General features: G+C 66.9%; 23 protein-coding genes. 14 read left to right on the top strand and 9 right to left on the bottom strand.

Annotated features, from left to right (window positions below):
• On the bottom strand, positions 1-707 hold a 707-nt coding region (locus VFP86_10445), incomplete at its 3' end, for an ABC transporter permease (protein ID HET9000055.1).
• On the bottom strand, positions 704-1540 hold the full coding sequence (locus VFP86_10450) for an ABC transporter ATP-binding protein (GenBank protein ID HET9000056.1): 837 nt from the start codon (positions 1538-1540) through the stop codon (positions 704-706). The genes VFP86_10450 and VFP86_10445, both read right to left, overlap by 4 nt.
• 92 nt (positions 1541-1632) lie before the next feature.
• On the opposite strand from VFP86_10450, the gene VFP86_10455 reads away from it, so the two are divergent.
• The 4 genes from VFP86_10455 to VFP86_10470 all read left to right on the top strand — a co-directional run bounded on the left by VFP86_10455 (position 1633) and on the right by VFP86_10470 (position 6164).
• Positions 1633-2091 carry a RidA family protein gene (locus VFP86_10455; protein HET9000057.1) on the top strand — a complete coding sequence of 153 codons (459 nt, stop codon included), beginning with the start codon at positions 1633-1635 and terminating at the stop codon, positions 2089-2091.
• Between the two features lie 105 nt (positions 2092-2196).
• Positions 2197-3213 carry a methyltransferase gene (locus VFP86_10460; protein ID HET9000058.1) on the top strand — a complete coding sequence of 339 codons (1017 nt, stop codon included), beginning with the start codon at positions 2197-2199 and terminating at the stop codon, positions 3211-3213.
• Positions 3214-3373: 160 nt separating this feature from the next.
• Positions 3374-4390 carry a methyltransferase gene (locus VFP86_10465; GenBank protein HET9000059.1) on the top strand — a complete coding sequence of 339 codons (1017 nt, stop codon included), beginning with the start codon at positions 3374-3376 and terminating at the stop codon, positions 4388-4390.
• Positions 4391-4433: 43 nt separating this feature from the next.
• Complete coding sequence (locus VFP86_10470; GenBank protein ID HET9000060.1) at positions 4434-6164, top strand: gamma-glutamyltransferase family protein; 1731 nt, start codon at positions 4434-4436, stop codon at positions 6162-6164.
• A gap of 1 nt (position 6165) precedes the next feature.
• Here VFP86_10470 and VFP86_10475 read toward each other — a convergent pair whose 3' ends face one another.
• The 3 genes from VFP86_10475 to VFP86_10485 are packed head-to-tail and all read right to left on the bottom strand — an operon-like array spanning position 6166 to position 8602.
• Entirely contained in the window at positions 6166-7284 is a 1119-nt protein-coding gene (locus VFP86_10475) for an FAD-dependent oxidoreductase (protein ID HET9000061.1), read from the bottom strand.
• Between the two features lie 35 nt (positions 7285-7319).
• Positions 7320-8057 (bottom strand): hypothetical protein, encoded by a 738-nt coding sequence (locus tag VFP86_10480; GenBank protein ID HET9000062.1) that lies wholly within the window; start codon positions 8055-8057, stop codon positions 7320-7322.
• A gap of 2 nt (positions 8058-8059) precedes the next feature.
• Complete coding sequence (locus tag VFP86_10485; protein HET9000063.1) at positions 8060-8602, bottom strand: CPBP family intramembrane glutamic endopeptidase; 543 nt, start codon at positions 8600-8602, stop codon at positions 8060-8062.
• 942 nt (positions 8603-9544) lie between these two features.
• Here VFP86_10485 and VFP86_10490 point away from each other — a divergent pair.
• Positions 9545-11254, top strand: a complete 1710-nt coding sequence (locus tag VFP86_10490; GenBank protein HET9000064.1) for an amidohydrolase — start codon at positions 9545-9547, stop codon at positions 11252-11254.
• A gap of 15 nt (positions 11255-11269) precedes the next feature.
• Here VFP86_10490 and VFP86_10495 read toward each other — a convergent pair whose 3' ends face one another.
• The 3 genes from VFP86_10495 to VFP86_10505 all read right to left on the bottom strand — a co-directional run bounded on the left by VFP86_10495 (position 11270) and on the right by VFP86_10505 (position 15017).
• Positions 11270-12511 (bottom strand): ABC transporter substrate-binding protein, encoded by a 1242-nt coding sequence (locus VFP86_10495; protein HET9000065.1) that lies wholly within the window; start codon positions 12509-12511, stop codon positions 11270-11272.
• Positions 12512-12552: 41 nt separating this feature from the next.
• Positions 12553-12960 (bottom strand): hypothetical protein, encoded by a 408-nt coding sequence (locus tag VFP86_10500; protein HET9000066.1) that lies wholly within the window; start codon positions 12958-12960, stop codon positions 12553-12555.
• Positions 12961-13067: 107 nt separating this feature from the next.
• On the bottom strand, positions 13068-15017 hold the full coding sequence (locus VFP86_10505) for a copper resistance protein CopC (protein HET9000067.1): 1950 nt from the start codon (positions 15015-15017) through the stop codon (positions 13068-13070).
• Between the two features lie 204 nt (positions 15018-15221).
• Here VFP86_10505 and VFP86_10510 point away from each other — a divergent pair, with 204 nt between their 5' ends.
• The 7 genes from VFP86_10510 to VFP86_10540 are packed head-to-tail and all read left to right on the top strand — an operon-like array spanning position 15222 to position 22135.
• Positions 15222-16874: a peptide-binding protein gene (locus VFP86_10510; GenBank protein ID HET9000068.1), complete on the top strand. Its 1653-nt coding sequence runs from the start codon at positions 15222-15224 to the stop codon at positions 16872-16874.
• Between the two features lie 9 nt (positions 16875-16883).
• Positions 16884-17834, top strand: coding sequence for an ABC transporter permease (locus VFP86_10515; protein HET9000069.1), 951 nt, complete (start codon positions 16884-16886; stop codon positions 17832-17834).
• A complete protein-coding gene (locus VFP86_10520; protein ID HET9000070.1) occupies positions 17825-18712 on the top strand; it encodes an ABC transporter permease in 888 nt (295 codons plus the stop codon). The genes VFP86_10515 and VFP86_10520 overlap by 10 nt, the downstream gene beginning before the upstream one ends.
• Positions 18709-19545 (top strand): alpha/beta hydrolase, encoded by an 837-nt coding sequence (locus VFP86_10525; GenBank protein ID HET9000071.1) that lies wholly within the window; start codon positions 18709-18711, stop codon positions 19543-19545. The genes VFP86_10520 and VFP86_10525 overlap by 4 nt, the downstream gene beginning before the upstream one ends.
• 15 nt (positions 19546-19560) lie before the next feature.
• On the top strand, positions 19561-21045 hold the full coding sequence (gene tcuA, locus VFP86_10530; GenBank protein ID HET9000072.1) for an FAD-dependent tricarballylate dehydrogenase TcuA: 1485 nt from the start codon (positions 19561-19563) through the stop codon (positions 21043-21045).
• Between the two features lie 14 nt (positions 21046-21059).
• Positions 21060-21569 (top strand): hypothetical protein, encoded by a 510-nt coding sequence (locus tag VFP86_10535; protein ID HET9000073.1) that lies wholly within the window; start codon positions 21060-21062, stop codon positions 21567-21569.
• Positions 21566-22135, top strand: coding sequence for a thiamine pyrophosphate-dependent enzyme (locus tag VFP86_10540; GenBank protein ID HET9000074.1), 570 nt, complete (start codon positions 21566-21568; stop codon positions 22133-22135). Before VFP86_10535 ends, VFP86_10540 begins: the two co-directional genes overlap by 4 nt.
• On the opposite strand, the gene VFP86_10545 is transcribed toward VFP86_10540, so the two are convergent.
• On the bottom strand, positions 22120-22902 hold the full coding sequence (locus VFP86_10545; protein HET9000075.1) for an SDR family NAD(P)-dependent oxidoreductase: 783 nt from the start codon (positions 22900-22902) through the stop codon (positions 22120-22122). The two genes, VFP86_10540 and VFP86_10545, sit on opposite strands and share 16 nt — an antisense overlap.
• A 129-nt stretch (positions 22903-23031) precedes the next feature.
• Here VFP86_10545 and VFP86_10550 point away from each other — a divergent pair, with 129 nt between their 5' ends.
• Both VFP86_10550 and VFP86_10555 read left to right on the top strand, forming a co-directional pair.
• Positions 23032-24666 carry an ABC transporter substrate-binding protein gene (locus VFP86_10550; GenBank protein ID HET9000076.1) on the top strand — a complete coding sequence of 545 codons (1635 nt, stop codon included), beginning with the start codon at positions 23032-23034 and terminating at the stop codon, positions 24664-24666.
• Between the two features lie 34 nt (positions 24667-24700).
• The gene (locus VFP86_10555) at positions 24701-25648 is read left to right on the top strand and encodes an ABC transporter permease (protein ID HET9000077.1); all 948 of its coding nucleotides are present in this window, start codon (positions 24701-24703) and stop codon (positions 25646-25648) included.
• The last annotated feature ends 14 nt before the right edge of the window (positions 25649-25662 follow it).

The raw sequence follows: 25662 nt of genomic DNA on the forward strand, positions 1-25662 counted from the left end.
CCGAGGCCGGAGTTCGAGCCGATCCATTCCCCGACGATCGCGCCGAGCAGGCTCGCGGTGCTCGCGATTCGCAGCGCCGAGAACAGGTACGGGAGCGACGTCGGCCACCGCAGGTACCGGAACACTTCCCACCGGCTGGCCGAGAGGACGTGCATGAGTTCGAGCGCCTGAGGATCTACCGCGGTCAGCCCATCGGCCATGTTCACCAGGGTCGGGAAGAACGTGATGAGGGCCGCGATCGCGATCTTCGGCGCGTATCCGTTGCCGAGAAGGAGGACGAGGATCGGGCTGATCGCGACGATGGGGAGCGTCCGCACGGTCACGGCGAGCGGATAGACGCTCTGGCGGAAGATCCGATTGTGGACAAACCCAACCGCCGCCACGATAGCGATAAGGTTCCCGACGATGAACCCGCCCACGGTTTCGATCAGCGTGGGCCACGTGTTGACGAGAAGCGTGTGCGACTCCGCGCGGAGCGCGTGGACCACCATGAGCGGTGACGGCGCGAGGTAGACCGGTACGTGAAACACGACCACGATGCCCTGCCAGGCGGCCAGCACGGCCAGGAGGGCGGCGACGGAGACGAGCGAGTGTCGCCAACCGGACGGCCGGCGCTTCGCGGGGCGGACGCGACCCCCGGCGCGGCGCGCGCGTGCCTTCGGCTCGATCGCTCCACCGGGCGTGGACGGGGCCGCAGGCAGCGTCACGGATGCTCCAGCGCGTTCCGCAGCGCGGCGGTGAAGTGCGTGAACCGCGGCGTGTCCCGCATCTGCGGTTGGCGGGGGTAGGGGAGATCGATCTCCATGAGCGCGCGGATCTCGGCGGGCCGGGACGAGAAGACCGCGACCCGCGTCGACAGGTACACCGCCTCCGGGATGCTGTGCGTGACGAAGACCACTGTTCGGCGGGTTTCGGTCCAGATCCGGAGGAGCTCCTCGTTGAGCCGGTCCCGCGTGATCGCGTCGAGGGCGCCAAACGGCTCGTCCATGAGAAGGATCGGAGAGTTGTTCATCAACGCCCGGGCGATTGCGACTCGCTGCTGCATCCCGCCGGAGAGCTGCGCCGGCCGTGCCCGCTCAAATCCCTGCAGGCCGACGAGGTCGAGGAGCGCGGGAGGCGACGGGGCATCTGGATGCCGCGCGCCCCACCGTCCGATCCGGAGGGGCAGGGCGACGTTGTCCTCCACGGACAGCCAGGGGAGCAGCACAGGCTGCTGGAACACGATCCCCAGCGCGCGCTCGCGGCGGGCCTGGGCAGGGGATTGGCCCAGGACGGAGATCGTCCCGTTCGTCGGGACCAGGACGTCGGCGATCAGGCGGAGCAAGGTGGATTTGCCGCAGCCCGATGGACCGAGGAGCGACAAAAATTCGCCGTCGGTGACGGTGAGCGAGATGCTCTCGAGGACGCGCAGCGGGGAGCCTCCGTGCTCAAACGCCATGCTGACGCCGTCGACGACAATGGCCGGAGCGCTCACCCGCGCACCCCTTCCCCTCCAGATGATCGGGTACGCGATCTGTTTCTGTGTGGCCGGGGGCGTCACCTCCGCTGGCGCTCCTCCGGAAGGGGTGAGAGGATACCGGTCGGGCGGAGCAGGATCTATCACTCGATCCTGACCGCGAGGAGTGCATGGGAATGGGGCGGATCGACAAGCGATTGCGCGAACTCGGCATTGTTGTTCCGACGATGCCCAAACCTATCGCGAACTACGTTCCCGCCAAGCGCGTCGCTAACATCGTCTACACCGCTGGGCAGGTGTCCGCCGCAAAGGATCGCGAGTACAAAGGGAAGCTCGGTGTCGACTTCAGCATTGAACAAGGCCGGCAGGCGACTCGCGCTTGTGCGATCAACTGTCTCGCCGCAATGCTCACGGTCCTGGATTCGCTCGACAAGGTGAAGCAGCTGGTGCACGTAGGGGGCTTCGTGAACAGCGCCCCGGAGTTTCAGGGTCAGGCGGCGGTCATGAACGGTGCGTCCGATGTGCTCGTCCAGGTGTTCGGAGAAATCGGAACCCACACGCGAACCGCGGTCGGAGTCGCCGGCCTGCCTCTAGGCTACGCAGCCTCCGTATACGTGATAGCTGAGGTCGAATAGGTCGACTGCGTCTTTCTTGCTGAGACGGAGTAGGTACTAGGAAGACTCCGCACGAGTGAGAAACACTGGATTGTATCGGTGCGTCTCTTGGAAGAGGCGAAGGCGATGGATAAGGGTGACCAGAGGCCGTCGGCTAGGATCTTGGACTCAGTCAACGGATTCAAAGTGTCGCAGGCGCTCCATGTCGCCTCGACGCTCAGACTCGCCGATCTCTTGAAGGACGGCCCGCGGAGCAGCGATGACCTCGCCGCAGCGACGGGCACGCATCCGGCTTCCTTATACCGGCTGCTGCGAGCGCTGGCCGCCATCGACGTCTTCCTGGAAGACTCGCACCGCCGCTTCGCGCTGACCCCGCTCGGCGAGTGCTTGCGGTCAGATGCGACAGAACCAGTCGCCCCTTGGGCGGTTTTCATCGGTCAGCCGGAATACTGGCAAGCATGGGGGCATCTTCTCGACAGCGTGCGCACCGGTGAACATGCCTTTCGCCATGTCCACGGCATGAACACGTGGGAGTACTATGCGCGCAATCCAGAGGCAGGAGCAGCTTTTGACGGCGCAATGACGAGTCGCTCCCGCCGCCAAGCCAATGCCGTGCTCAACGCCTGCGATTTCAAACGGTTCGCATGCGTGGTCGACGTGGGAGGCGGGCATGGGCTGCTCCTTTCCGCGATCCTGGCCAACCACCCTCCGCTCCGCGGCGTGCTCTTCGACCAGCCGCATGTCGTGGCCGGCTCCGAACCGGTGCTGCGGGCCGCTGGGGTTGCCGATCGTTGCCAGGTCGTTGGGGGAGACTTCTTCGAGTCCGTCCCGCACGGTGGCGACGCCTACGTATTGAAATTTATCCTCCACGACTGGGAGGACGAGCAAGCGACGGTCATTCTGCGGAACTGCCGCCGCGCAATTGCACCGAACGGGAAACTGCTAGTCATCGAGAGCGAGATCAGCCCGCCGAACGAAGGTGCCACGGGCAAGTTCCTCGATCTGACCATGTTGGTGCATACTGGAGGGCGAGAGCGCACGCGCGAAGAGTGGACGGCCCTTTTTGCCACGGCTGGGTTCCGGATGGTAGGTGCGACGCCGACCGAAGCACAGGCGAGCATCATCGAGGGCGTCCCGGTGTAGCAACGAGCAGAGAACATCAGGCGTCGCTGCCGGGGGCGTCCCTTCGCTGCGAGACCGGCTCGATCACTGCTCGCTTCATGACCTAGATAGACCAGGAAGACTCCGCACGAGTGAGAAACACTGGATTGCATCGGTTCATCTCTTGGAAGGGGCGAAGACAATGGATAAGGGTGACCAGAGGCCGTCGGCTGCGTTTCTGGACTTGATCAACGGCTTCCGTGTATCGCAGGCGATCCACGTCGCCGCGACGCTCGGGATCGCCGACCTCTTGAGGGACGGCCCGCGGAGCTCCGATGAGCTGGCGGCGGCGACCGGTACCCACGCGGGCGCGCTGTACCGGTTGCTGCGCACGCTCGCCGGCGTGGGGGTGTTCCGGGAGGACGTGGACCGCCGCTTCGGCCTGACACCGCTCGGCGAGTGCCTGCGGTCCGACGCGCACGAACCACTGGGTCCGTGGGCCGTGCACATTGGTCAGCCGTATGTGTGGCAGGCGTGGGGGCATCTGCTGGAGAGCGTGCGCACCGGGGAGAACGCCTTCCGCCGCGTCCACGGCGTGAGCGTGTGGGACTACTACGCGCGCAATCCAACGGCGGGAGCCATCTTTGACCGCGCCATGACGGGTCACTCCCGTCTCCAGGCCGATGCCGTGCTCAAGGCCTACGACTTCGGGCGATTCGGGTGCGTGCTGGACGTGGGAGGCGGTCATGGGCTGCTCCTTTCCGCGGTCCTGGCCAAGCACCCGTCGCTCCGCGGCGTGCTCTTCGATCAGCCGCATGTCGTCGTGGGGGCCGAACCCGTGCTGCAGGCGGCCGGGGTTGCCGATCGCTGCCAGGTCGTCGGCGGAGATTTCTTCGAGGCGCTGCCCGATGGCAGTGACGCTCACGTGATGAAGTTTATCCTCCACGACTGGGAGGACGCGCAAGCGACGGCCATTCTGCGGACCTGCCGCCGCGCCATTGCGCCGAACGGGAAGCTGCTGGTCATCGATAGCGAAATTAGCCCGCCGAACGAGGGGGCCCTGGGCAAGCTCCGCGACCTGACCATGTTGGTGCATACCGGAGGACGAGAGCGCACGCGCGAAGAGTGGACGGCTCTCTTTGCCGCGGGCGGGTTCCGGCTGGTGCGTGCGACCCCGACCGAGGCGGGCTTGAGCATCATCGAGGGCGTCCCGACGTAGCGGCAAGCTGGGAAGACCGCGCGTCGAGGTGGAGGCGAGGCTCGTGGAATTTGAATCGTTGCCGACGTTGCGTCCGACGATTCTTGGCACGAAGTACGTGGTGGCGTCCGGCCACTACCTGGCCAGCATGGCGGGGGCGAAGATCCTCGAGCGGGGCGGGAACGTCGTCGACGCGGGTGTCGCCGCCGGACTGTGCATCAATGTACTCCAGCCCGATATGACCAACATCGGCGGCGTCGCACCCATCATCCTGCGGCTCGAGGGGATGCCGGAGGTGGTGACGATCAGCGGCCTTGGGCGCTGGCCCAGGCAGCTTACGCTCGAAGACTACCGGCGGCGGGGAGATGATCTTTCCACGGGCATGGGGAGCGCCGTGGTCCCGGCCGCCCTCGATGCCTGGGTGACGGCCCTCGACCGGTACGGGACGATGACCTTCACCGAGGTGGCGATGCCGGCGATCGAACTGGCCGAGGGCGGATTCCCGGTGAACCGGTTCCTGCACGACAACCTTGGCAAGGCGGCTGAAAAGCTCGCGCAGTGGCCGTCCTCGCGAAGCGTCTTCCTCAGCCGCGGGCGAGCCCCCCGGGTGGGTGAGCGGTTGGTCCAGCCGGAACTCGCCCGTACCCTCAGGATTCTCGGAGAGGTGGAAGCCGGAGTACCGGGCCGGCATGCCGGGTTGCGGGCCGTACGGGATCTTTTCTATAAAGGGGACATCGCGAGACAACTGGTGACGTTTTGTGGGCGAATGGGGGGCTTCCTGACTGCCGAGGACCTGGCGCAGTTTCATGTTCAGGACGAGCCGCCGGTGAGGACCGCGTACCGCGGGTACGAGGTGTACGGCTGCGGCCCGTGGTGCCAGGGCCCGGTCGTCCTCCAAGTTTTAAACATTCTCGAAGGATACGATCTGCCGGCTTACCCACACAACTCTGCGGCCGTGCTGCACCGGATCACGGAGGCGCTCAAGGCGGCGTTTGCAGACCGGCACGGGTATTATGGAGATCCGGAGTTCACGAAGGTCCCGATTCGTGGGCTCCTCTCGAAAGAATACGCTATCGACTGGCGCCGGCGGATCGATCTCACGCGCGCCGCTCCAGGGATGCCGGATCCCGGCGATCCGTGGCCGTATGAGGAGGGCAGGGATCGATCCCTCGCCGCGGGCAGGGTCGCCGCCGTGCCTGGGGCCGAGCCCGCCGACACGAGTTACCTGTGCGTGATGGACTCCGACGGCAACGCCTTTTCGGCGACCCCCAGCGACGGGGTGTTAGATACGCCGCTTGTGCCCGACCTGGGCGTGATCATCTCTCCGAGGGGAAAGCAGTTCTGGCTCGATCCCGACCATCCCAGCTGCGTCGCGCCGGGCAAGCGGCCCCGGCTCACGCCGAACCCCGGTCTCGTCCTGAAGGACGGGCACGTCGCCATCGCCTACGGGACTCCGGGTCTCGACGTCCAACCGCAGGCGATGACGCAGTTTCTAATCAACCTCATCGACTACGGGATGGACGTGCAGGAGGCTATCGAGGCTCCGCGCATCGCGACCTACAGCTTCCCCGCCTCGACGCATCCGCATCCATACCACCCCGGATTGCTGCACGCGGAGAGCCGGATCCCGGCCGACGTCCGCGAACAGCTGGCGCGGATGGGTCACCAGGTCGAGGCGTGGCCCGCCTATATCCCCCAGGCGGGCGGTTTGTGCGCCATCTATAGAAATCGAGACGAGCGGATCCTCGCCGGAGGGGCCGATCCACGTCGCGTGGCCTACGGCGTCGGTTGGTGAGCTATCTCGCGAACCGCGATACGCCAAACGGGGTCAGGTCGATGTCGGACGGGTGTCCGAGCATGAGGTCGGCCGTCACCTTCCCGCTGTAAGGGCCGAGCTGCAGTCCGGTCGGGCCGTGGCCCGTCGCGAGGTACACGCCTCCGATCCCTGGAACCGAGCCGAGGACGGGGAGCCCGTCCTCCGACAGCGGACGGAGGCCGACTCGCATCTCGTGGATCTCCCAGTCGGCGAGACCAGGCGCCACCCGGATCGCCTCGTCGAGCACTTCCCGCACGCCGGCCACGGTCAGGCGAGGATCGAACCCCGAGCCGGTCTCCCTCGTCGCTCCCACGACGACCCGGCTGTCCGGCCAGGGGACCATGTAGTGACCGTGAAAGGCGCTGACAATGGGCCAGTCCGCCGTCGAGACCTGAGGGTTCCGCAGGTGGATGATCTGGCCGCGCTGGGGCGCGACGGGAATCCGGATCCCGAGTTGCTTGCCAAACGCGTTCGACCATGCGCCTCCCGTAATGGCGACGAGCCCCGCCGAAACGGTGTCCTCCCCAATCGCCACGCCGTTGATGCATTGGTTCGTGAGGATCAACCGATCCACGCTCCCCTGCCGCACGCTCAATCCATGGCGCTCGGCCCCCGCCCGCACCGCCCGCGACAGCAGCCTCCCGTCCACGCGGGCGCCGTGGCGGTAGAAGATGGCGCCGTGGACCGCCGCGAGCGGAGGGAACATGCGGTGCGCGTCGGCGGGCGACACCTCGTGGAGATCCTGCTGCGGGGGAGCGCCTCTCTGCTCTCGTCGGTTGAAGATCTGCGCCCGCGCTGCCGCAAACGCCCCGCGCTCATCATCGGTGGCCGCGACGACCAGGAGGCCGCACCGCGCGTATCCCGTCTCGCCCGCATCATCGGCCTCAAGGTGGGCGAGCAGGGTCGAGTAGTACGACACGGCCCGGACGGCGAACTGGACCCACGCATCGGGATCACGCGAGTTTGTCTCCGGCGAGAGGATACCCGCTCCGGCATCGGTCGCCCGTCCAGGGTCCCCTCGGTCGACCAGGAGCGTTTTGGCCCCTCCCCGCACAAGGTGGTACGCTGTGGCGACGCCGAGCAGCCCTCCGCCGATCACGACGGCATCGTACCCTTTTGCGTTTCGTCGAATACTCATCGATGACGAGGGAGGGGGCGGCGCCGGCGGTTGAGGGAGAGCGCCGCGATCGCGGCGAGCACGCCCGCGACCGCCGCGGCAACGGGCACATATCTGGCCCAGGGGACCGGCGCGGTGGCCGGGGGCGCCGCGGCCACAAACACGCCGAGCCTGTCGGTCGGGCCGAAGAGTTGCAGCGAGCCGGCGACGACGTGTGTTTCGAGCGACGTCCAGCCCGACTCCGACAAGCGGAGAAGCATCGTGGCGTGCTTCGGATAGCGGAGCACGGGTGTCGCGGACGTGAGCAGCGCGATTGGGCCCCCGGTATCATACGTGCCTTCCATGCGGTACGCGTTGCCGTCGAACCGCAGGCCTGACGGAGGCGGCGACACGGTCGCCGGATCCAGCGGGGTGATCCGGATGGTGACGGAGGATGCGCCGCCGTGGGGCGCGATCGCGCCGAACCGCAGGATCAGCGCCGCCTGGCCATCGTCGGTGAGCACTGACGATGATTGGGAGCCGGTCGGGGTCAGAGCAACCGTCCCCGACCCCGGCGTCGGCGGTTGGTTGGGCTCGGGGAGGTTCGCCGGTGGGCGGACCCACCGGTACGGCAGAGGGGGCGCCTCGCCTTCGTAGAGGATCTTGGGCGGAACAGCCGGCCAAACGAACGTACCCGCCACGAGATAGGCGACCGAGGCCGCGAGCCCCCACGCCAGCCACCGCCATTGTCCCCCACGTTGCCGTTGAGGGTCCATCCCTAGAGGAGCTGCAGCACGTTCGCGGCCCCATGCGTCAACGCGGGAGCCATCCACCCACCGGTCGCCCACCGCTGCCATCCGAAGATGATGCCTGCCGCCAGATCGAGCGGGAACACACGCACTCCGTACGCGGGAACGTGCACGGCGGCGAAGAGGACGGCGGCCCCGATGATTGCGACCGGGTCCCCGGCCGAGGCCAACCAGCCGTAGACGAGTCGCCTGAAGAAGATCTCCTCTGCGACCGCGGCCACGATCGTCGCGCCGACGGTGAGCGCGGAAAACGGCAGCGGCAGCGGGGTCGTGATTGCCCGTGCCGTCGCAAACGCGAGCACGCCGAGGGCGACGACCGCGATCACACGCGCCGGCCCTCGGTGAGCGTCGCGGCGACCCGGCAGCGGTGCCAGCGCCCCGATCGTGCCGACCGTGATGACCACGAAGGAGGCGCTCCACAAGGCCGGGGGGCGGATCGCCAGCGCCACGCATCCAAGCAGCATGGCCGCCGGCACGAGGAGGAAACCGACGGACTGACCGCGGGCGATCATGAGACACCCTGAGAGTCGTGAGCGGCGCGACGCGCGCTGGTTCGCATTGACGGCATATCGCTGATGGACTATTAGTTTCCGGCGGATTGGGCGAACACCTCTCGCAGGCAAGCGGGGCGTGGATTTCCGCATCCTGCCTGCGTTTGCGGGCGATGCGCCCCATTCGGAGCCGGTCGGCGGTGTTCGGGGTCGGTCGGCCTCATTCGTCCACGTTTTGGCACCAGGAAGGCACCAGCTCATGCGACCCGTTCGTTGGCTAGGTGAGCAACGTATGCGGATCCGAGCTGCGCCCCAGAAGAATACCGGGCCGATCCTACGTTCGTGCCATCATCTGTTTTGCTTCCCACCATTTTAGTGTTTGACGGTGCTCGCTTGTCGATATATTGTAGATATACCGTGGAAATAGTGCTGTAAGATCCAACAAAATCGACTGGCGACCATATATACGATCTTGTCCTTTGCTGACATGGGAGGTCCCGGCACGATGAACGATGAGACTGACTCCCAGTGTCTCTCGCCGCTCGAACAGGCGATTTGGTCTGAAAAGATGAAAGGTGCAAGCTACCTTGAAATCGCCCTGAAGATGTTCCTCTATGAGGCTACTGTCAAGCAACGTCTCAAAATGATATCGCACAAACTCCACGCCCTGCCGCAGACACGAGGAAGCCTGTCCTCTGGCGACCACGCTAACTCCCCACCCAGACCTGCCGCTTAGGCCCACCCTGGAAGGCCACAACACAAGCCGCAGGCGTTCGCGGGGATCGGCGGGAAGCTGGACGGCCTCATGTATGGCACGAGGAAGGCACCAGCCGCAAAGGAGGTCGCGGCCGGATCGCGCCAGCCCTAGCTAGAGGCGACCTAGCGGGGCGCAGGGGATCGACGACCTGCTGATGGACTATAAGAATACCATAGCGTGGTCGCGAACCCTGCGGATGGTGGCCGATGATGCGGTTTCGGGTAATCTCCATCGGGTGTTTGGTGGCGGCGCTGGCGCTCGGCTCAGGGCTGGGAGCGCGGGCCGCAGTCGCGCCTGCCGACATGATCCTGATGAACGGCAAGATCGTCACTCTCAACCCAAAGTCTTCGATTGCGCAGGCGGTCGCGATCGAGCAGGGGAAGATCGTGGCGGTGGGGACCAACACCGACCTCCACCAGTACATGGGCCATACGACGCGGGTGATCGATCTGCACGGCCGAACGGTGATCCCGGGGCTCATCGATTCCCACATGCACGCGATCCGCCAGGGCCTGACATGGGACGACGAGGTGCACTGGCAGACCGTCACATCGCTCGCGCAGGGCCTCAAGATGATCCGCGACCAGGCGGCGCGGACTCCGCCCGGCACGTGGATCGTGGTCGCGGGCGGCTGGCACGAGAGCCAGTTCGCCGAGAATCGCAAGCCGACCCTGGACGAGATCGAGGCGCTCTCCGCGGACCATCCGATTTGGGTGCAGTATCTGTATGACGAGGCGATGATGAACAAGGCGGCGGTCAAGGTGCTCGGATTGACCGCCGAGACCAAGGATCCATTCGGTGGCAAGGTGCTCAAGGACGCGTCCGGGCAGCCTACCGGTGTGGTGACGGGGTTCGGGGGCATCAATGCATTCTACTTTAAGATCCCACGTCCTCCGCTGGACCGGCAGACCACCGACACCCGCAACTGGTTCCGTGAGTTGAACCGCCTCGGCATCACCGATGTCGGAGATGTGGCCGGCGGCGGCCTGATCTGGCCCGACAACTATCAGGCCGTCACGACGCTCCACGACCGCGGGGAGCTCACCGTGCGGTTGCACTGGTACATGCAGCCGAACCGGCCCGGCGGCGAGCTGGACGTGATCAAGCGCTTCGTCACCACGGTCCGGCCGGGCAGCGGGGATGACATGCTGCGGCCGATCGGGGTCGGTGAGCAGGTGCTCGCTTCCTCCTATGACGGAGACGCCTTTGGGCCCCTGCCTCCGCAGTTCTCGGAGAAGGCGATCGAAGACTGGCGGAAGGCCGTCCGGATGATCATCGAGAGCGGCTGGCGCTTCCAGGTGCACACGACCCGCAACCACTCCGCCGAGCAGCTGCTTCCCACGATCGAGGAGATCAACCGCGAGATCCCGCTGGCCAACCGCCGGCTCGGCTTCGCGCACATGGAGGACGTCACCGTCGCCACGATCCGGCGGATCAAGGCGCTCGGGGGAGGGATCACGATTCAGGACCGGTTCGTGTACTCAGGCGACGAGATCGCACACAACTGGCCCGAAGATGTCGCCCGAAAGGCGCCGCCCATGAAGACGATGTTGGCGATTGGGCTTCCCGTTGGCGGGGGCACCGACTCCACGCGGGTCGCACCCTACAATCCGTTCGTCTCCATCTGGTGGCTCGTCACCGGGAAGACGGTCGCCGGACATGTGATTCGCGGATCGCAGGAAAATCTCTCCCGGCTGCAGGCCTTGCGCGTGTACACGCTCGGGAGCGCCTGGTTCAACATGGACGAGGACAAGGTCGGATCGATCGAGCCGGGCAAGTACGCCGACCTCGCCGTCCTCTCGGCCGACTATCTCAGCGTGCCCGTGGATAAGATCAAGGATCTGGCCTCCGTGCTCACGATCGTCAACGGGAAGCCCGTGTACGCAGCCGGGGACTATCAGAGCCTGGCGAGGTAACGGGCGCGCTCGTCTTCACGGAAACACGATGGGGTGCGTCGCAAACGACTCCGGCCACACGACGGCCCGGGTGTAGGGCCGGATCCACTCCCAGATAACGCTGGCCGCGTGCAGATTGGCCCCGGCATCGGGCGAACCCGCCGTCGCGAAGGCCAGGCCGCTGCCGTTCGGCAGCGTGCCTTCCGGGAGGTTGACCGCACGGGCCGCCTCCGCCACGGCGTTTGCGGATAGATCGCGGGCGCGCGGGAGGGTGTACTCGAACAGGCCAAGGCCTCCTGCGAACCCGGCGAGCGCGGGTGCCGTCATCGCTTCCGTATATTGCCTGCGGTACTCCGCCGTGCCCCAGCGAAGCGCACCCGCACCAGCCGGCGCCAACCGGTCAGGCCGGATCACCTCCCCGTCGGGTTTGTCCGACGCGAAGACGCCGACCGCCTCTCGCCCCAAGAGCTGGCCGAACGCCGGCATGCAGTAACTGGAGCTCGTGCCGATGTTGGCGACGAGGGGGACGCGGGCGCGGACCAACCCTCGGCGCAACCCCACGCCATCCTCGAGGTAGGCGGCCACGACGAGGACATCGGGTCGGGCGCGTGCGATCCGATCCGCGAGATCTTCGTACCGCAGACGTCTGAGCTCGTACGGGAACACCGCCGCAAGCGGGAGGCCGGAGCGCCGAATCTCCGCCACGGCCCCGAGCCCCACCGCGCGCCCGTAGACGTCGTCGACATAGGCGACCGCATACCGGAGCGCGCGGTTGAGACGGATGCGGGGAGCCAGCTTATCGCGGACGAACGCCGCCGCCGCCCGCCCGAGGGCGCCCCCGGTCGGCGAGACGCGGAACACCCGTGTGCCGCCGGCGGCTTCCACGCCGAGCTCGCCAACCGCGCCGGTTTCCCAAAATACCAGTCCCAAGCGCGAGGCGGTTGCCGCCGCGGGGCGAGAGATCGTGCTTCCATAGGAACCCACCACAACCGTGACGCCGGACTGCGCGAGACGCTCAACCGCGTCCGGCGCGGCGTCCCACGACTCCGCATCGGCGAGCCGGAGATGGACCGGCCGCCCGCCGACACCTCCGCGGCCGTTGACATATTCGGCCGCGAGCTCCACGCCGCGGTATTCTTCGAGGCCGCCGGCGCCCTGAGCCCCGGCGGTCGGATACACCGCGCCGATCTCGATCGGAGATCTAGCGGGCTCGGCGACCCCAAGCGCGAGGATGCTGACGAGGATCAATCCGAACATGGCGAGACCTATCCGGCGCATCGCGAACCCTCTCCTCACTGTGCGCATTGTGGTTTCGTCCATCACTGCACGTCGAACGTCACGGTCTTGAGCACGCGCGGGTTGAACGGGAAGTGGTCGGTCGCGACGAACTCGGCGGTGAGGAGGTGCGTGCCTGCGGTCACCGGGACATCCTGCTCGACGCCATAGGCCATCGAGACGACCCTGCCGTCGACGCTGAGGTGGACGTGTCCCTTGTCCGGGCTCAGGTCCGCCGAGGTCTGCGGGATGATCGTGCCCCCCGTCAACTGAATCCGAACATGGAGGGTCGTTCCGGAGATCCGTTCGCCGGGGGCGGGGGAGACGATCGCGAGGGCTGCCGTCGATTTGGGGCGGGGCCCGGCGGGCTGCGGCCCTGGCGCCTGGGGGGTCGAGGCCGTCTGCGTGCGTGGGGCGCACCCCGAGAGCAGTAGCATCAGGATCGCGGCCATGACGACTGCGGCGCCTGGGCGATCGGAGCGTCTACCGTTGCGTCGCAGTGCCGGCTGCGTCATCATTCGTCCCGTGTCATGAGGCGTCCTCGCTCCTTTTGATGTCCCTACAGTTGTATCGTCAGACGGGTTCGGAGGACTTCTCCCCCGGCGGTCGCTGCCACGATCTCCAACTGCCACTCCCCCTGCCCGAGGGTCGCGTCTCCGATGAAGTGGCCCGGGCCGAATCGTCGGACGGGGAGGGCGATCGGAGCTGCCCCCTGGCGAGTCATGGTCATCGTCGCGAGCCGGGGCACCGGCAACTCGCCTCCGGCCGCGTCGATGTACGTCGCATGAACCTCGTTCAGGCCGGTCCGCCCCGGATCAAGGTAGACGTCTACCACGCGTCCTCCCGACAGATCGATCGCGTAGAGAGTCGGCTGGCCCGGTGCCTGGATGGTCCGGACGCGTTGGGGCTGACTGGGCACGACGACCGCGATCGGGATCTCGACGGAGTTCACGCCGCGCTCAACGACGACGACGACGTTCCACTTCCCCTCCAGTGAAAGGTTGGGGCCCTGCCCCTGGTAGGTTCCGCTAGGCGTTCGAGTCAGGTCGAGCGTGGACGGCCCGAGATCAGGACGATCCGCCGCGGTGAAACGAAGGCTCACCCGCCCGGCCTGGATCAGCCGGCCCGTATCGTAGTCTCGGAGGTCCGCAACGAATCGGTTGGGTCCCGGGAGCCCGGGGTCGATCTGGAGCCGCGCCCGGACCGAGGTGGCAAAGTCGCTTCCGGTGGCTGCGAGCCGGGCCGCGTTTCCCGCGGCTCTGAGCGCGAAGATCGCCGGCGCCGACTGCGTCAACACGGCGGCGATCATGAGCGTGACGGCGGCCACCACGAGCTCGGCCGCGCCGATCCGCCTGAGGCCGATCAGGGTGCGGGCCGCCGCGGGAACGCTCCGGTACCGGTTGAGTGCGCCGAGGACCGCCAGCAGGATCAGCAGCCCCGCTTTCACCAGGACGAGTCGGCCGTAGATGGTCGTGATGAGCCCGGTCCACGTTCCCACCTCATCGACGGCGCGTGCCGTCCCGGTTGCAGCCACAGTGACGATGAGAACGCCCGCAACCGTCGAGAAGCGCCGCACCGCGAGGGTCCGATCGTCACCTGGGGTGCGACCCAAGACGGCCAAGAGCGCAGCCAAGCCGCCGATCCAGGCGCCGACCGCCGAGACATGCAGCCACTGCACCATCAGGTTGGCCGGACGCCACGCTCCTGAGGCGGCCGCCGCATGTCCTCCCGCGATGTGGGCCAGGATGGCGAGTGCGGTCAGCACGCCCACGACGGCAAGGGAGACCCGGCGCGCGGGTCCGGTCAGCCTGCCACCCGTGACGAGAGACCCTGCGATGGCCACCAGAGGCAGGGCACGCCAGACGAGCGCATTCCCCAGCGATGTTCGCATGAAGCGGACGATATCGACCCCGGCGTCCGCGCGCTGCGCTTCCGCCAGGCCGGCGATGCCGAGCGCAGCAGCGAGCCACGCGACCCACAGAATGCGCCAGGACCCCGCCGCCGCCCCCGGAAACGCCAGGGTCCACACCCACGCGCCGCCGATCAGCACGCAGAGGCCCGCATAGAGCAGCCATCGCGCAACCCCTCCGACCACGGAGGGAGGCGGGCTCGTGACCTCCGGGACCGACGCGGCGGACGGGGTGACGCCAACGCCGAACGCGAACGCTCCGCCGGTGACGTGCCCGTCGATCCGAGATACGGTCCGCCATACGACGGTGTAGACGCCCGTCGACAGGGGGCCGAGGTCGACCCGGAGCGAGTTGGGCCGCCCAGGCACCGACCGCGCCGGGCCCCGCGAGACCTCGAGGCCTGACGTGGTGAGGACCCGGATGCTCGACAGCGACGGTTCCGGATCCTCGGTAAACGCGAGGGTGACGACCTGCGGAGGCGCCAACAACGTTGCCCCGTTTGCCGGATCGGCCTGGCTGAGGAGCGCGTGGGCAGTGACAGAGGGAGCCATGACCAGCGCCACGAGCGCGAGCAGCCCAATAACGGCCGGCCCCTTCATCGTTACCGACGCCGATGCCCCAGGCCCGCCCTGAATCCCAACAGCATTCGGGTCCTCCTTTCGCCTCGGCTGCGTTAGTCTACCATACTCCGTATCACGTTCCCACGCGATCCCGCACCACGCCCACCACAGGGGTGCGGTGGTCCGATCTCGAAGTTCCGGCCCGGAAGGCGGATCACCGGCTCGATACGGGGGGTGTCATACGTGAGGCACTGGGCGCTGAGATCCCGCCCGGGTTTCGGAGCGGCGATCGTCACTTGGGTCGTGCTGACGGCGTTCACGCTGGCACCCGGCTCGGGTGCGCCGAAGGACTCCCTGACGATTGGGCTGAGCAGCGACGCCTCCTTCATCAACGCGCTGATCGCCAGCGACGGACAATCCTACAAGGTCGAGTGGTCGGTGTTCGACTGCCTGGTGCAATACGATCAAAATCTTGGGATCAAGCCGATGCTGGCGGAGAGTTGGGAGTCGTCGCCGGACGGGTTGAGCTACACGTTCCACCTTCGGAAGAACGTCGTCTGGCAGGACGGCCGCCCGTTCACGGCGGACGACGTCGCGTTCTGGATGTACTCGATGCTGAACCCCAAAGTCAGGGCGCCCTCCCGGGCGTTCTTCGGAGGGATGGCCGGGTACGACGAATTGACCAACCCGGATCATCCCGCCGATCCGGCGAGCCTCCCCCGGAAGCCGGTGGAGGTGGTGAATCCATCCACGGTGCGCCTGAACCTCGCGTATCCCTACGCAGCGTTTCTTGGTGTTCTCACATGCCCACGCGGCGGGATCGTGCCCAAGCACGCGCTCGAGGGGAAAGACATGAACACCGCCGAGTTCAATACCAAGCCCGTCGGCACGGGCCCCTACCGCGTCGTCGAGTGGCGCAAAGGCGAGAGCATCGCCCTTACGGCGTTCGACCGCTACTACGGCGGCCGCCCCCCGACGCGGCAGGTGATCTTTAGGATCATTCCGGATCCCGTCGTGCGGACCCAGGCGCTGCGCACCGGCGGGATCGATATGCTCGACGACCCGCCGGCGGATGAGCTGGACAAGTTCGCCAAGGATCCCCAGTACACCGTGGCCGGGGTCTACACGCCCACCTACCAGTACTTTGGATATCGACTCGACCGCCCGCCGTTCTCCGACCTGCGGGTCCGCCGGGCGATGGCGCACGCGGTCGATTTCGACATCATCGTGCGGAAGGTGTTGCGGAGTTACGCGGTGCGCGCCACCGGGCCGATCCCTCCCACCAGTTGGGCGTACACGCCGAAGGTCACGCGCTACCCGTACAATCCCGAAAAGGCGAAACAATTGCTTGCCGAGGCCGGCTATACGCCGGGACCGGACGGGATCATGCAGAAAGACGGGCGCCCCCTTCGCTTTACGCTCAAAGGAGATACGGGGACCCAATCGGTGCGTGATTCTGCCGTGGTCATCCAGGATCAACTCGCCCGCATCGGCGTGGCGGCCGAGATCCGGCTCCTGGACTTTCCGACATTCGTGCGCCAGTTGTTCGCGTCGGATTTCGAAGCGATCCTGGTTGGGTGGACGGGTCACCCGGATCCCGACCCGTTCAGCTATACGATCTGGCACTCCAGCCAGTGGAACGGCCGGAACTTCGCCCACTACAAGAACCCGGATGTGGACAAAGCGCTCGAGGATGCGAGAAGGACGATGGACCTAAAGAAGCGTCGCGACGCGTACGTCCGCTTTCAGCAACTCCTCGCAGACGATGCCCCCTACGTCTGGGGGTACTATCCGAAGGAGATGTACGTGTATCGGAAGGAACTGCGCGGGCTGTCCCTCCTTCCCGCCCAGGCCGCGATCTTTCAATCCTTGCGGACGGCCGCCTGGCAACCGTAGGGTTCCGGGGTGACAGGGTACCTGGTCCGCCGCCTGCTCGGGACGATCCCCATGCTGGTCGGGGTGTCGGTGGTGCTGTTTCTCCTGATCCACGCCGCCCCCGGTGGACCGGAGGCGGCCCTCCTCGGCGGGGATATCTCAAAGGACACGGCGGCACAGATCCGCCGCAGCCTCGGCCTTGATCAACCGCTGCCGGTCCAGTACGTCACGTGGCTCGGGAGCGCGCTTCGTGGGAACCTCGGGATCTCCTACCTCCAGGGCGAGCCGGTCTCGAGAGTGATCCACGCCCATCTCGGGGCCACCGTGCAGCTCGCCGCGGGCGCGCTGACGCTGGCGGTGCTGGCGGCAATCCCCCTGGGGGTCGTCTCCGCCGTCCGCGCGAACACGTGGATCGATCGTGCGGCGACGGGAGTGGCCCTCGCGGGGGTGTCGTTCCCGAGCTTCTGGTTGGGGATTCTCCTGATCCTGTTGTTCGCGAGCGCCCTGCGGTGGGTCCCGGCCTCGGGGATGGCGGGCACCGGCCTCGAGGGCGATGTGGCCGACCGCCTCCGCCACGCGATCCTGCCGACGATCACGCTCGCCTCGACGCAGATGGCGGCGTTCCTGCGTTTCACACGCTCGAGCCTCCTCGACGCGCTACAGCAGCCCTTCGTGGCCGTAGCGCGCGCGAAGGGGCTGCGCGAGCGGCGCGTGCTCCTGCGCCATGCCTTTCGCAACGCCCTGATGCCGTTGATCACGCTCCTGGGCCTCTCCGTGCGGTTTCTCGTCGGGGGGGCCGTGCTCACGGAGACGGTGTTCGCCTGGCCTGGGATCGGACGGCTGGCGGTCGATGCCGTCACCGCCCGCGACTACCCGCTCCTGCTGGGGCTCAACCTCCTGGTCGCGCTGGCCGTCATCGTGGGGAACGTCGTGACGGATCTGCTCTACTCGCTCGCCGATCCTCGCATCGCATGGCAATGAGCGTCGGGGCCGTCGCGCTTGGGGGGCCCGCGCGATCGTTCCCGGGCGCGTGGGCCGTGGCCGCCCGCCAGTTCGCGAAGAACCGGGTGGCGGCCGCGAGCGCGGCCGTGTTTCTCGCTATTCTGCTCACCGCGCTCCTGGCACCGCGCATCTCGCCGTTTCCCCCAGCCCGGCAGGACCTCGACCAGCGGCTCACCCCTCCGAGCCGCGTGCACGTGCTGGGGACCGACGGCTTCGGGCGCGACGTCCTCAGCCGGATCATGGTCGGGGCCCGCGCATCGCTCGCCACCGGGCTCCTTGCGACCGGCCTGGCGCTCGCGATTGGAATCGCGGTAGGGATCTTCGGCGGCTATTTTCTCGGCGGCGTCGATCTCTGGCTGACACGCCTCACCGAGCTCGCCCTCGGAATCCCGCCGCTGTTCCTGGTGCTCCTGATCATCGCGTTGTTCGGCCCGAGCCTGCGCAACACGATCCTGGTCATCGGATTGGTCTACTGGCCGCCAACGGCCCGGATCATCCGGGGGGAGGCGCTTCGCATCCGGCAGTTTCAGTTCATCGAGGCCGCGCGCGCCGTCGGTGCGGCCTCAAGGCGCATTCTCGGACGTCACCTCGTGCCGAACCTGTTGCCGGCGCTGATCGTGCAGGCCACCTTGTTCATGGCGGACGCGATCCTGATCGAGTCAGGGCTCAGTTACCTCGGGGTCGGCATTCAGCCCCCGGCCCCGTCCTGGGGAAACATGCTCGTCGATGGGAGGCGGTACGTGGACAGCGCCTGGTGGATCGCCACGTTTCCAGGAACCGCCATCCTTCTGACGGTGCTGAGCATCAACCTCGTCGGCGACGGGCTTCGAGACGCCCTGGATCCCCGACGCAGGTGAAGATTCGCGTCCGGGATGTCGAGCTGCACTACGAGGAGATGGGATCGGGCCCACCATGCGTCCTCGTGCACGGAGGACCTGGAATCGGCCATCCGGGGACGCTGGCCCCGTTCGCGCCCCTGGCGGATCGGATGCGGCTCATCGCCTACGAGCATCGGGGCCACGGGGAGTCGTCCCGTGCCCCCGTCGATACCTACACCCAGCGCGAACTCTCCGAGGATCTCCGTGCCTTCTGCCACGCGCTCGGGTTGGACCGGCCGGTGATCTTGGGCACGTCCGCCGGCGGGTTTGTCTCGCTGCTCTACGCCGGACGGTATCCCGACGAGCCGCGCGCCCTCATCCTGATCGGGACGGCGGCCAGCCAGAGTTTCATGGCCCGCGCGACGGCGAACATGCAGCGCCTCGGGACCCCCGCGATGCAGGAGGCCTACCGCGCGCTGTGGGATGGGTCCCTCACGGATCCGGGGGCGTTCCAGCGGGCGTTCGAGGCGATCCTGCCGATGTACTATCATGATCGTAGCCGGGTTCCGGCGAGTCTGGCCGGCCGGCGGTTCGATCCGGAAACGAGAGCGGCCCTCATCCGGGATTACGCGACGTACGATGCCCGGCCACAGTTGGGCCGGGTGACCGCGCCGACGTTTGTAGCGGTGGGACGTCACGACTGGATCTGTCCCGTCGAAGAGTCCGTCGAGATCGCGGGGTTGATTCGCGGCGCGGAACTGCATATCTTCGAACACAGCGGGCACTCTCCGCACATCGAGGAATCCGGGGCGCTGCTCGGAGCGCTGCGAACGTTTCTCACCAGGGTGCTGACCGGTCCTCGACCGATGTGACCTCGGGAGACGCGGATGGACAGGGTTGAAGTGATCGTGATCGGAGGCGGCAACGCGGCCCTCTGCGCTGCGCTGGCCGCCGCGGAGCGCGGCGCGGGCGTGCTCGTGTTGGAGCGGGCGCCCGAGGAGAAGCGCGGGGGGAACTCGTTCGTGACGGCCGGCGCGATGCGGTTTCCCTACCGCGGGATCGAGGATGTCGCGCAGATCGTGTCGGATCCGGCTCTTCGGACCCCGGGGAGGGTCGAGATCGGCCAATACCCTGAAGAGGAGTTCCTCGGCGATCTTCAACGGGTGACGCAGGGGGAGGCGGACCCGGAACTCGGCCGCGCGCTGGCGGCGCGAGCGTTTCCCACGATGAAGTGGCTGCGGGAGAAGGGGGTGGAGTTCGTCCTTGCCTACGACCGCCAGTCGTTCCTCGTGAACGGGCGCCACCGATTCTGGGGCGGATTGATCGTCAAGGCGCACGGTGAAGGCCCTGGGCTGATCGGCGCGCTGTACCGGGCCGCCCAGCGATCTCGTGTGGCGGTGCAGTATGGGGCGCGGGCGACGTCACTGGAATGGGAAGGCGGTGCGAGATGGTGGCGGGTCCAGGCCACGGTCGACGACCGGCCGCGCGACTACCGTGCCCACGCGGTGGTGTTGGCCTCGGGTGGCTTTGAGGCGAACCCCGAGATGCGGGCCGCCCACCTCGGGCCGAGATGGAAGGCCGCGAAGGTCCGCGGCACCCCGTACAATACGGGGGACGGAATCCGGATGGGGTTGGCCGCGGGCGGCCGGCCGTTCGGGGACTGGAGTGGGTGCCACGCCGTCGCATGGGATGTCAACGCGCCGGCGACCAACGAAGAGCGGCTGGGGCAGCACTTCGAACGGGACTCGTATCCGCTCGGCATCTACGTCAACATCCGGGGAGAACGGTTCGTGGACGAGGGCGCCGAGTTCCGTAACTACACCTACGCGCGGTACGGCCAGGAGATTATCCGTCAGACCCATCAGGTCGCCTTTCAAATCTTCGACCAGAAGGTCGTGCCGTTGTTGAAGAAGCCGTACACACTTCCCCGCACGACTCGGCTGGAGGCCAGGACTGTATCTGAGCTCGCGCGGAAAGCCGGGATCGAGGTGCGCAGCCTGGAACGGACGATGGCCGAGTTCAACGCCTCGGTCAACACCAACGCGTTCAACCCCGCGGTCCTGGACGGAAAGGCGGCGCGCGGGGTCACCCCGCCGAAGTCGAATTGGGCGCAGCGGCTCGACGCTCCCCCGTATGTGTGCTTCCCGGTGACCTGCGGGATCACATTCACCTTCGGCGGGCTCAAGATCACGCCCCAGGCCGAGGTCGTGGAGGCCGACGGCCGGGTCGTGGCCGGGCTGTTTGCCTGCGGGGAGCTCGTGGGAGGCCTCTTCTACCATAATTATCCGGGCGGCTCCGGCCTCATGGCGGGCGCCGTCTTTGGGCGGACGGCAGGGACGGCGGCGGCGGCGTTCACCGGGCACGGCGGATGACAGGAGAGCGGCAGATGGACTGGAGTACCGACATGGCGAAGGCCCTCAAGACACACGGCTACGAGATGGTGGCATACGTCCCGGACGAGGTGGCCGATCGCCTCCTGCAGCTGCTTCACCAGGACGGTGCGTTCACCATGGTCTCCGCGACCCGCGAGGAAGAGGCGGTGGGGGTCCTGTGCGGCGGGTTTCTCGGCGGAAAGCGAGGCGTGCTGGTGATGCAGGGGAGCGGGTTGGGGAACTCGATCAACGCCTTGTGCGGACTCGCAATCGGCTACCAGATTCCATTCCTCATGATCATCAGCGAGCGGGGCCGCCTCGGGGAGTTCAACTCGGTCCAGGTGCCGATGGGCCGCGCCGCGCCCAAGATCTACGAGGCGCTCGGGATTCAGGCGTTCTGGATCGACGAGGCCGAGGACATCGCCTCGACCGTGGATGGGGCAACGAAGCTGGCGTTCGCGAGCTCGCTCCCGGTCGCGCTCGTGCTCTCCACCGCGCTGAGCGGAGGGAAGACGTGGCGATGATTCGTCTGGAGGCGTTTCAGAGACTCGTCACGCTCCTCGACAACGAACCGGTCCTCTCCAACCTGGGACGGAACACGTACGACCTGTTCGCGGCCGGCCACCGGCCGCAGAACTTTTATACGTGGGGGGCGATGGGGACCGTCTCCTCCGTGGGGCTAGGGCTCGCGCTGGCCCGGCCGGATCTGCGCGTCGTGGTGCTGGACGGCGACGGGTCGTTGCTCATGAACCTCGGGTCGCTGGCCACGATCGCGTCCCTACGTCCCGCCAACCTCGTGCACATCGTATGCGACACCGCGACCTATGAGACGACCGGGGGACAGGTATCCCACACCGCGGGGGCCACCGACCTCGCCGCGATCGGCAGGGGCGCGGGACTCTCCCGGGTCGAGCGGGTCGAGGATCTCGCTCAGTTCGAGCGGACGGCGCGAAGGAGCCTTGTGGAGCCGGGTCCGTGGTTGATCGTGGCCAGGATGGAGGGGACGACCACACCCGTCAAGGTGCCGCGGCGTCCGATCTACGACAAATACCGGTTTATGGAGGCGATCACCGCTCACCCGCGGCTGTAGGGAAGGAAGAAGCGCCCGGCGCTCGCACCGCCGTTCACATCGATGACCGTGCCGGTGATGTACTCGGCGTAGCGGGAAGCGAGGAACAACACCGCCTCGGCGATCTCCGAGGGTTGACCGGCGCGCCCCCACGGGATGTTCTTGATCAGTGTGTCGCGGTAGCTGGGGTTCACGTCCCCGCGCCGCCCCACGTCGATGAGGCCGGGAGAGACCACGTTCACGTGGATGCGGTGCTCGGCCAGTTCCTGGGCCAGCACTTTGCTGAACATGACGACCGCGGCCTTGGACGCACAGTAGTGCGAGGCGCCCCGGCGCGCCGACTCGTAGGCTCCCGACGCGATGCTGACGACGTGTCCGTGGATGCCCTCCGTCACCATCCGGCGGGCAACCGCCCGGGACATCAGGAACGTGCCCTTGAGGTTGGTGTCGATGACGGCGTCCCACTGCTCCTCGGGCATCTCGATCACCGGGCAGTTGGGATACACCGCGGCGTTGTTCACGAGCACGTCGATCCGGCCGAGGTGGCCGGCCGCCTCCGAGACGATGCGCTCGACCGCGTCTGCCGTTCGGATGTCTCCCACGACGCCGAACGCGCGGCCCGGCCCCTCTCCCAACTCCGCCAGCACGGTCTTCACCCGATCGGCGGCGACGTCGACGAGAGCCACCCAGGCCCCGGCCCGCACGAACGCCGTCGCGATCCCGCGGCCGATCCCCGCGCCGCCGCCGGTGACGAGCACCCGCCGTCCCTCAAACTCCGCATTGTTCATCCGCGTTGCCCCCCTGTGTGTGCCGTTGCGACCACGGCCGTACGCCTGTGAGGAGATTCGCCGCGGGACGGCGAAAACGCTGGCGTCGCTGTGACGCGCGGAGGTGGCAGCATGAGGGGGGATCGTCAGATGTCTGCAAGGCCACGTCGCGGGCTCAGCCGACGCGAGCTGCTGCGGCTGGTCCCGGGCGCGGCGCTGGGGGCGACCGGGGCGCTCAGGCCGGCAACGCCGCCCGCGGCGTCGGCGGCCGCCGCGGCGCCCAGGCGCGGCGGGACGTTCAAGATCCCGATCACAGCCAACGTGACTCCGTGGCCGCCCATCGGCCTGATCCAGAACCTGATGGTCAACAAATCCATGTTCAACGGCCTGGTGCGGTACAGCCCGGTCGACTGGACGCCGCAGCCGGACTTGGCCGAGACGTGGGAGATCTCCAAAGATGGGTTGGCCTGGACTTTTCATCTGCGGAAGGGGGTCGTCTGGCACGACGGGAGGCCGTTTACCGCCGACGACGTGAAGTTTTCCCTCGACCTCTACGCCGATCCGAAGGTGAACAGCATCCTGCAGGGCAACCTCGAACCGGTCGCCGGGATCGAGGCGGTGAACCCGACCACGGTGAAGGTGGTGACCAAGCAGCCCTACTCATCGCTCATCGAGCTCTTGTGCTATCTCACGTTCATGATGCCCAAGCACCTGCTGGCCGGGCAGGAGTTCAGCCGGACGAAGTTCCCGGACGCCTTCATTCGACATCCGGTCGGAACCGGGCCGTTCAAGTTCGGTGAGCACATCGTGGGCGATCACTTCACCGTCGTCGCCAACGACCACTACCACGAGGGGCGCCCGTACCTCGACTCGGTGATTTACAAAGTCGTCCGGGACCTCAACTCCACCGTGGTCCAGGTCAAGACGGGCGAGCTCGACATTGCGTTCCCGACCGTGGCGCAGCTCCCCGCGCTGGAGAGCGCGTCGAACCTCTACATTATCGAGCGGGGGCTGATGGACTATCGATTCTTGGGGCTCAACCACACCGACCCGAAGTTCGGCAAGTGGTTCAGAGACAAGCGCGTCCGCCAGGCGCTGGCCTACGCGATCAACGCCAAGGGGATCATCGGCCAGGTTGCCAAGGGCCGGGCGGACCGAAGCAACGGCCCGCTCCCTCCCGCGCTCAAAGCCTGGTTCGTCAAGGGCGCGCCCGTCTTCGAGTACGATCCCGACAAGGCGAAGCGGATGCTCGGCGAGGTGGGCTTCAAACCCGGCCCGGACGGCGTCCTGGCGAAGGACGGCGAGAAGTTCTCCTTCGCGTTCTTCTCCGACCAGGGGCAGCCCGAGCGCGAGCAGACGTCGCTCATCGTCCAGCAGAACCTCAAAGATATCGGCGTCGACGCGCAGTTCCAGACGTTGGAGTTCAATAACTTCATGCAACGGGAGCGGGTGACGAAGGAGTTCTCGGCGGTGTGCTTCTACTACGTCACGCCGGCCACGCCGGATCTGCACTCCTATTGGCAGACCGGGGGATCGACCAACGAGTGGAGCTATTCGAACCCCGAGGTCGATCGGATGTTTCGGGATGGCTTGAGCATCTTCGATCCCGAGAAGCGCCGCGAGCACTACCGGAAGCTCTACACGTTGCTCGCGGAGGAGCAGCCCGTCGTCTACATCTACCATCCGCACGAGCTGCAGGCGGTGAGCAAGAAGGTGCGCGGCTGGGCTAGGACGGACTACCGCGACGCGTTGCTCTACCTCAACCAAGTGTGGGTCGAGGCGTAGAAGACGGTGCGTCGCGGATAAGCGGGTCGGCCCCGTGCAGCGGTACGTGATCACCCGGATCGGGCATTCGATCGTGCTCCTCGTGTTTGTGAGCATCCTGACCTTTGTCCTGATCCACGCGGCGCCGGGCGGGCCGGCGATCCTGCTGGCCCCGGAGATGTCGGGCGAGCAGATCAAACAGGCGGCGCGGAGCCTGGGTCTCGACCAGCCGCTGCCCATCCAGTACCTGCGCTGGTTGGGCAACGTCGCGCGCGGGCGCCTCGGCCAGTCCTATGGGGCCGGTCTGCCGGTGCTCGGCCTGATCGTCGATCGGTTGCCCGCCACCCTCGAACTTGTGGCGACCGGCCTGCTGTTATCGGTGGCCGTGGGAGTGCTCGTCGGTGTCGTGTCGGCCATTCATCGCTACTCCCTGGTCGACCATCTCACAACCGGTGTGGCGTTCTTCGGGATGTCGGTGCCGGTATTTTGGCTCGGCATCATGCTGATCATCGTGTTCTCTATCAGCTTCCGCCTGTTGCCGTCGGCGGGCGCCTATTCGTTGGGGGCGTCCGCATCGGTGGGGGATCGACTCGCGCATCTGGTGCTGCCCGCGGTCGTCCTCGCTACCGCGAATCTGGCGCAGATCGCCCGGTACGCCCGGTCGAGCATGCTGGAGGTCCTGAACGCCGAATTCTTGAGAACGGCGCGGGCCAAAGGCGTCTCCGCGCGGGGGGTGATCTACCATCACGCGCTGCGGAACGCCCTGATACCGATCGTGACCGTCGTCGCGCTGGCGGTCCCCCGCCTCGTCGGAGGGGTGGCGATCACCGAGAGCGTGTTTGCGTGGCCGGGGATGGGACAGCTGGCGGTCGACTCCGCCCTCCAGCGCGACTACCCGATGATCATGGGGATCACGCTCGTCGTCTCGACGGTGGTGGTCCTCACCAATTTCCTGACCGACCTCAGTTACCTGATCCTCGATCCCCGCGTGGAGCTCGGGTAAGGGCCGGGGTGTCC

It is taken from the genome of bacterium, from assembly GCA_035703895.1.
Lineage (GTDB): Bacteria > Sysuimicrobiota > Sysuimicrobiia > Sysuimicrobiales > Segetimicrobiaceae > Segetimicrobium.

Coding starts and splice junctions, on each gene's coding strand:
- VFP86_10550 (HET9000076.1), top strand. CDS start 23,032: ATGTCTGCAAGGCCACGTCGCGGGCTCAGCCGACGCGAGCTGCTGCGG.
- VFP86_10455 (HET9000057.1), top strand. CDS start 1,633: ATGGGGCGGATCGACAAGCGATTGCGCGAACTCGGCATTGTTGTTCCG.
- VFP86_10520 (HET9000070.1), top strand. CDS start 17,825: ATGGCAATGAGCGTCGGGGCCGTCGCGCTTGGGGGGCCCGCGCGATCG.
- VFP86_10460 (HET9000058.1), top strand. CDS start 2,197: ATGGATAAGGGTGACCAGAGGCCGTCGGCTAGGATCTTGGACTCAGTC.
- VFP86_10535 (HET9000073.1), top strand. CDS start 21,060: ATGGACTGGAGTACCGACATGGCGAAGGCCCTCAAGACACACGGCTAC.
- VFP86_10545 (HET9000075.1), bottom strand. CDS start 22,902: ATGAACAATGCGGAGTTTGAGGGACGGCGGGTGCTCGTCACCGGCGGC.
- VFP86_10495 (HET9000065.1), bottom strand. CDS start 12,511: ATGCGCCGGATAGGTCTCGCCATGTTCGGATTGATCCTCGTCAGCATC.
- VFP86_10540 (HET9000074.1), top strand. CDS start 21,566: ATGATTCGTCTGGAGGCGTTTCAGAGACTCGTCACGCTCCTCGACAAC.
- VFP86_10490 (HET9000064.1), top strand. CDS start 9,545: ATGATGCGGTTTCGGGTAATCTCCATCGGGTGTTTGGTGGCGGCGCTG.
- VFP86_10480 (HET9000062.1), bottom strand. CDS start 8,057: ATGGACCCTCAACGGCAACGTGGGGGACAATGGCGGTGGCTGGCGTGG.
- VFP86_10465 (HET9000059.1), top strand. CDS start 3,374: ATGGATAAGGGTGACCAGAGGCCGTCGGCTGCGTTTCTGGACTTGATC.
- tcuA (HET9000072.1), top strand. CDS start 19,561: ATGGACAGGGTTGAAGTGATCGTGATCGGAGGCGGCAACGCGGCCCTC.
- VFP86_10485 (HET9000063.1), bottom strand. CDS start 8,602: ATGATCGCCCGCGGTCAGTCCGTCGGTTTCCTCCTCGTGCCGGCGGCC.
- VFP86_10500 (HET9000066.1), bottom strand. CDS start 12,960: ATGGCCGCGATCCTGATGCTACTGCTCTCGGGGTGCGCCCCACGCACG.
- VFP86_10505 (HET9000067.1), bottom strand. CDS start 15,017: ATGAAGGGGCCGGCCGTTATTGGGCTGCTCGCGCTCGTGGCGCTGGTC.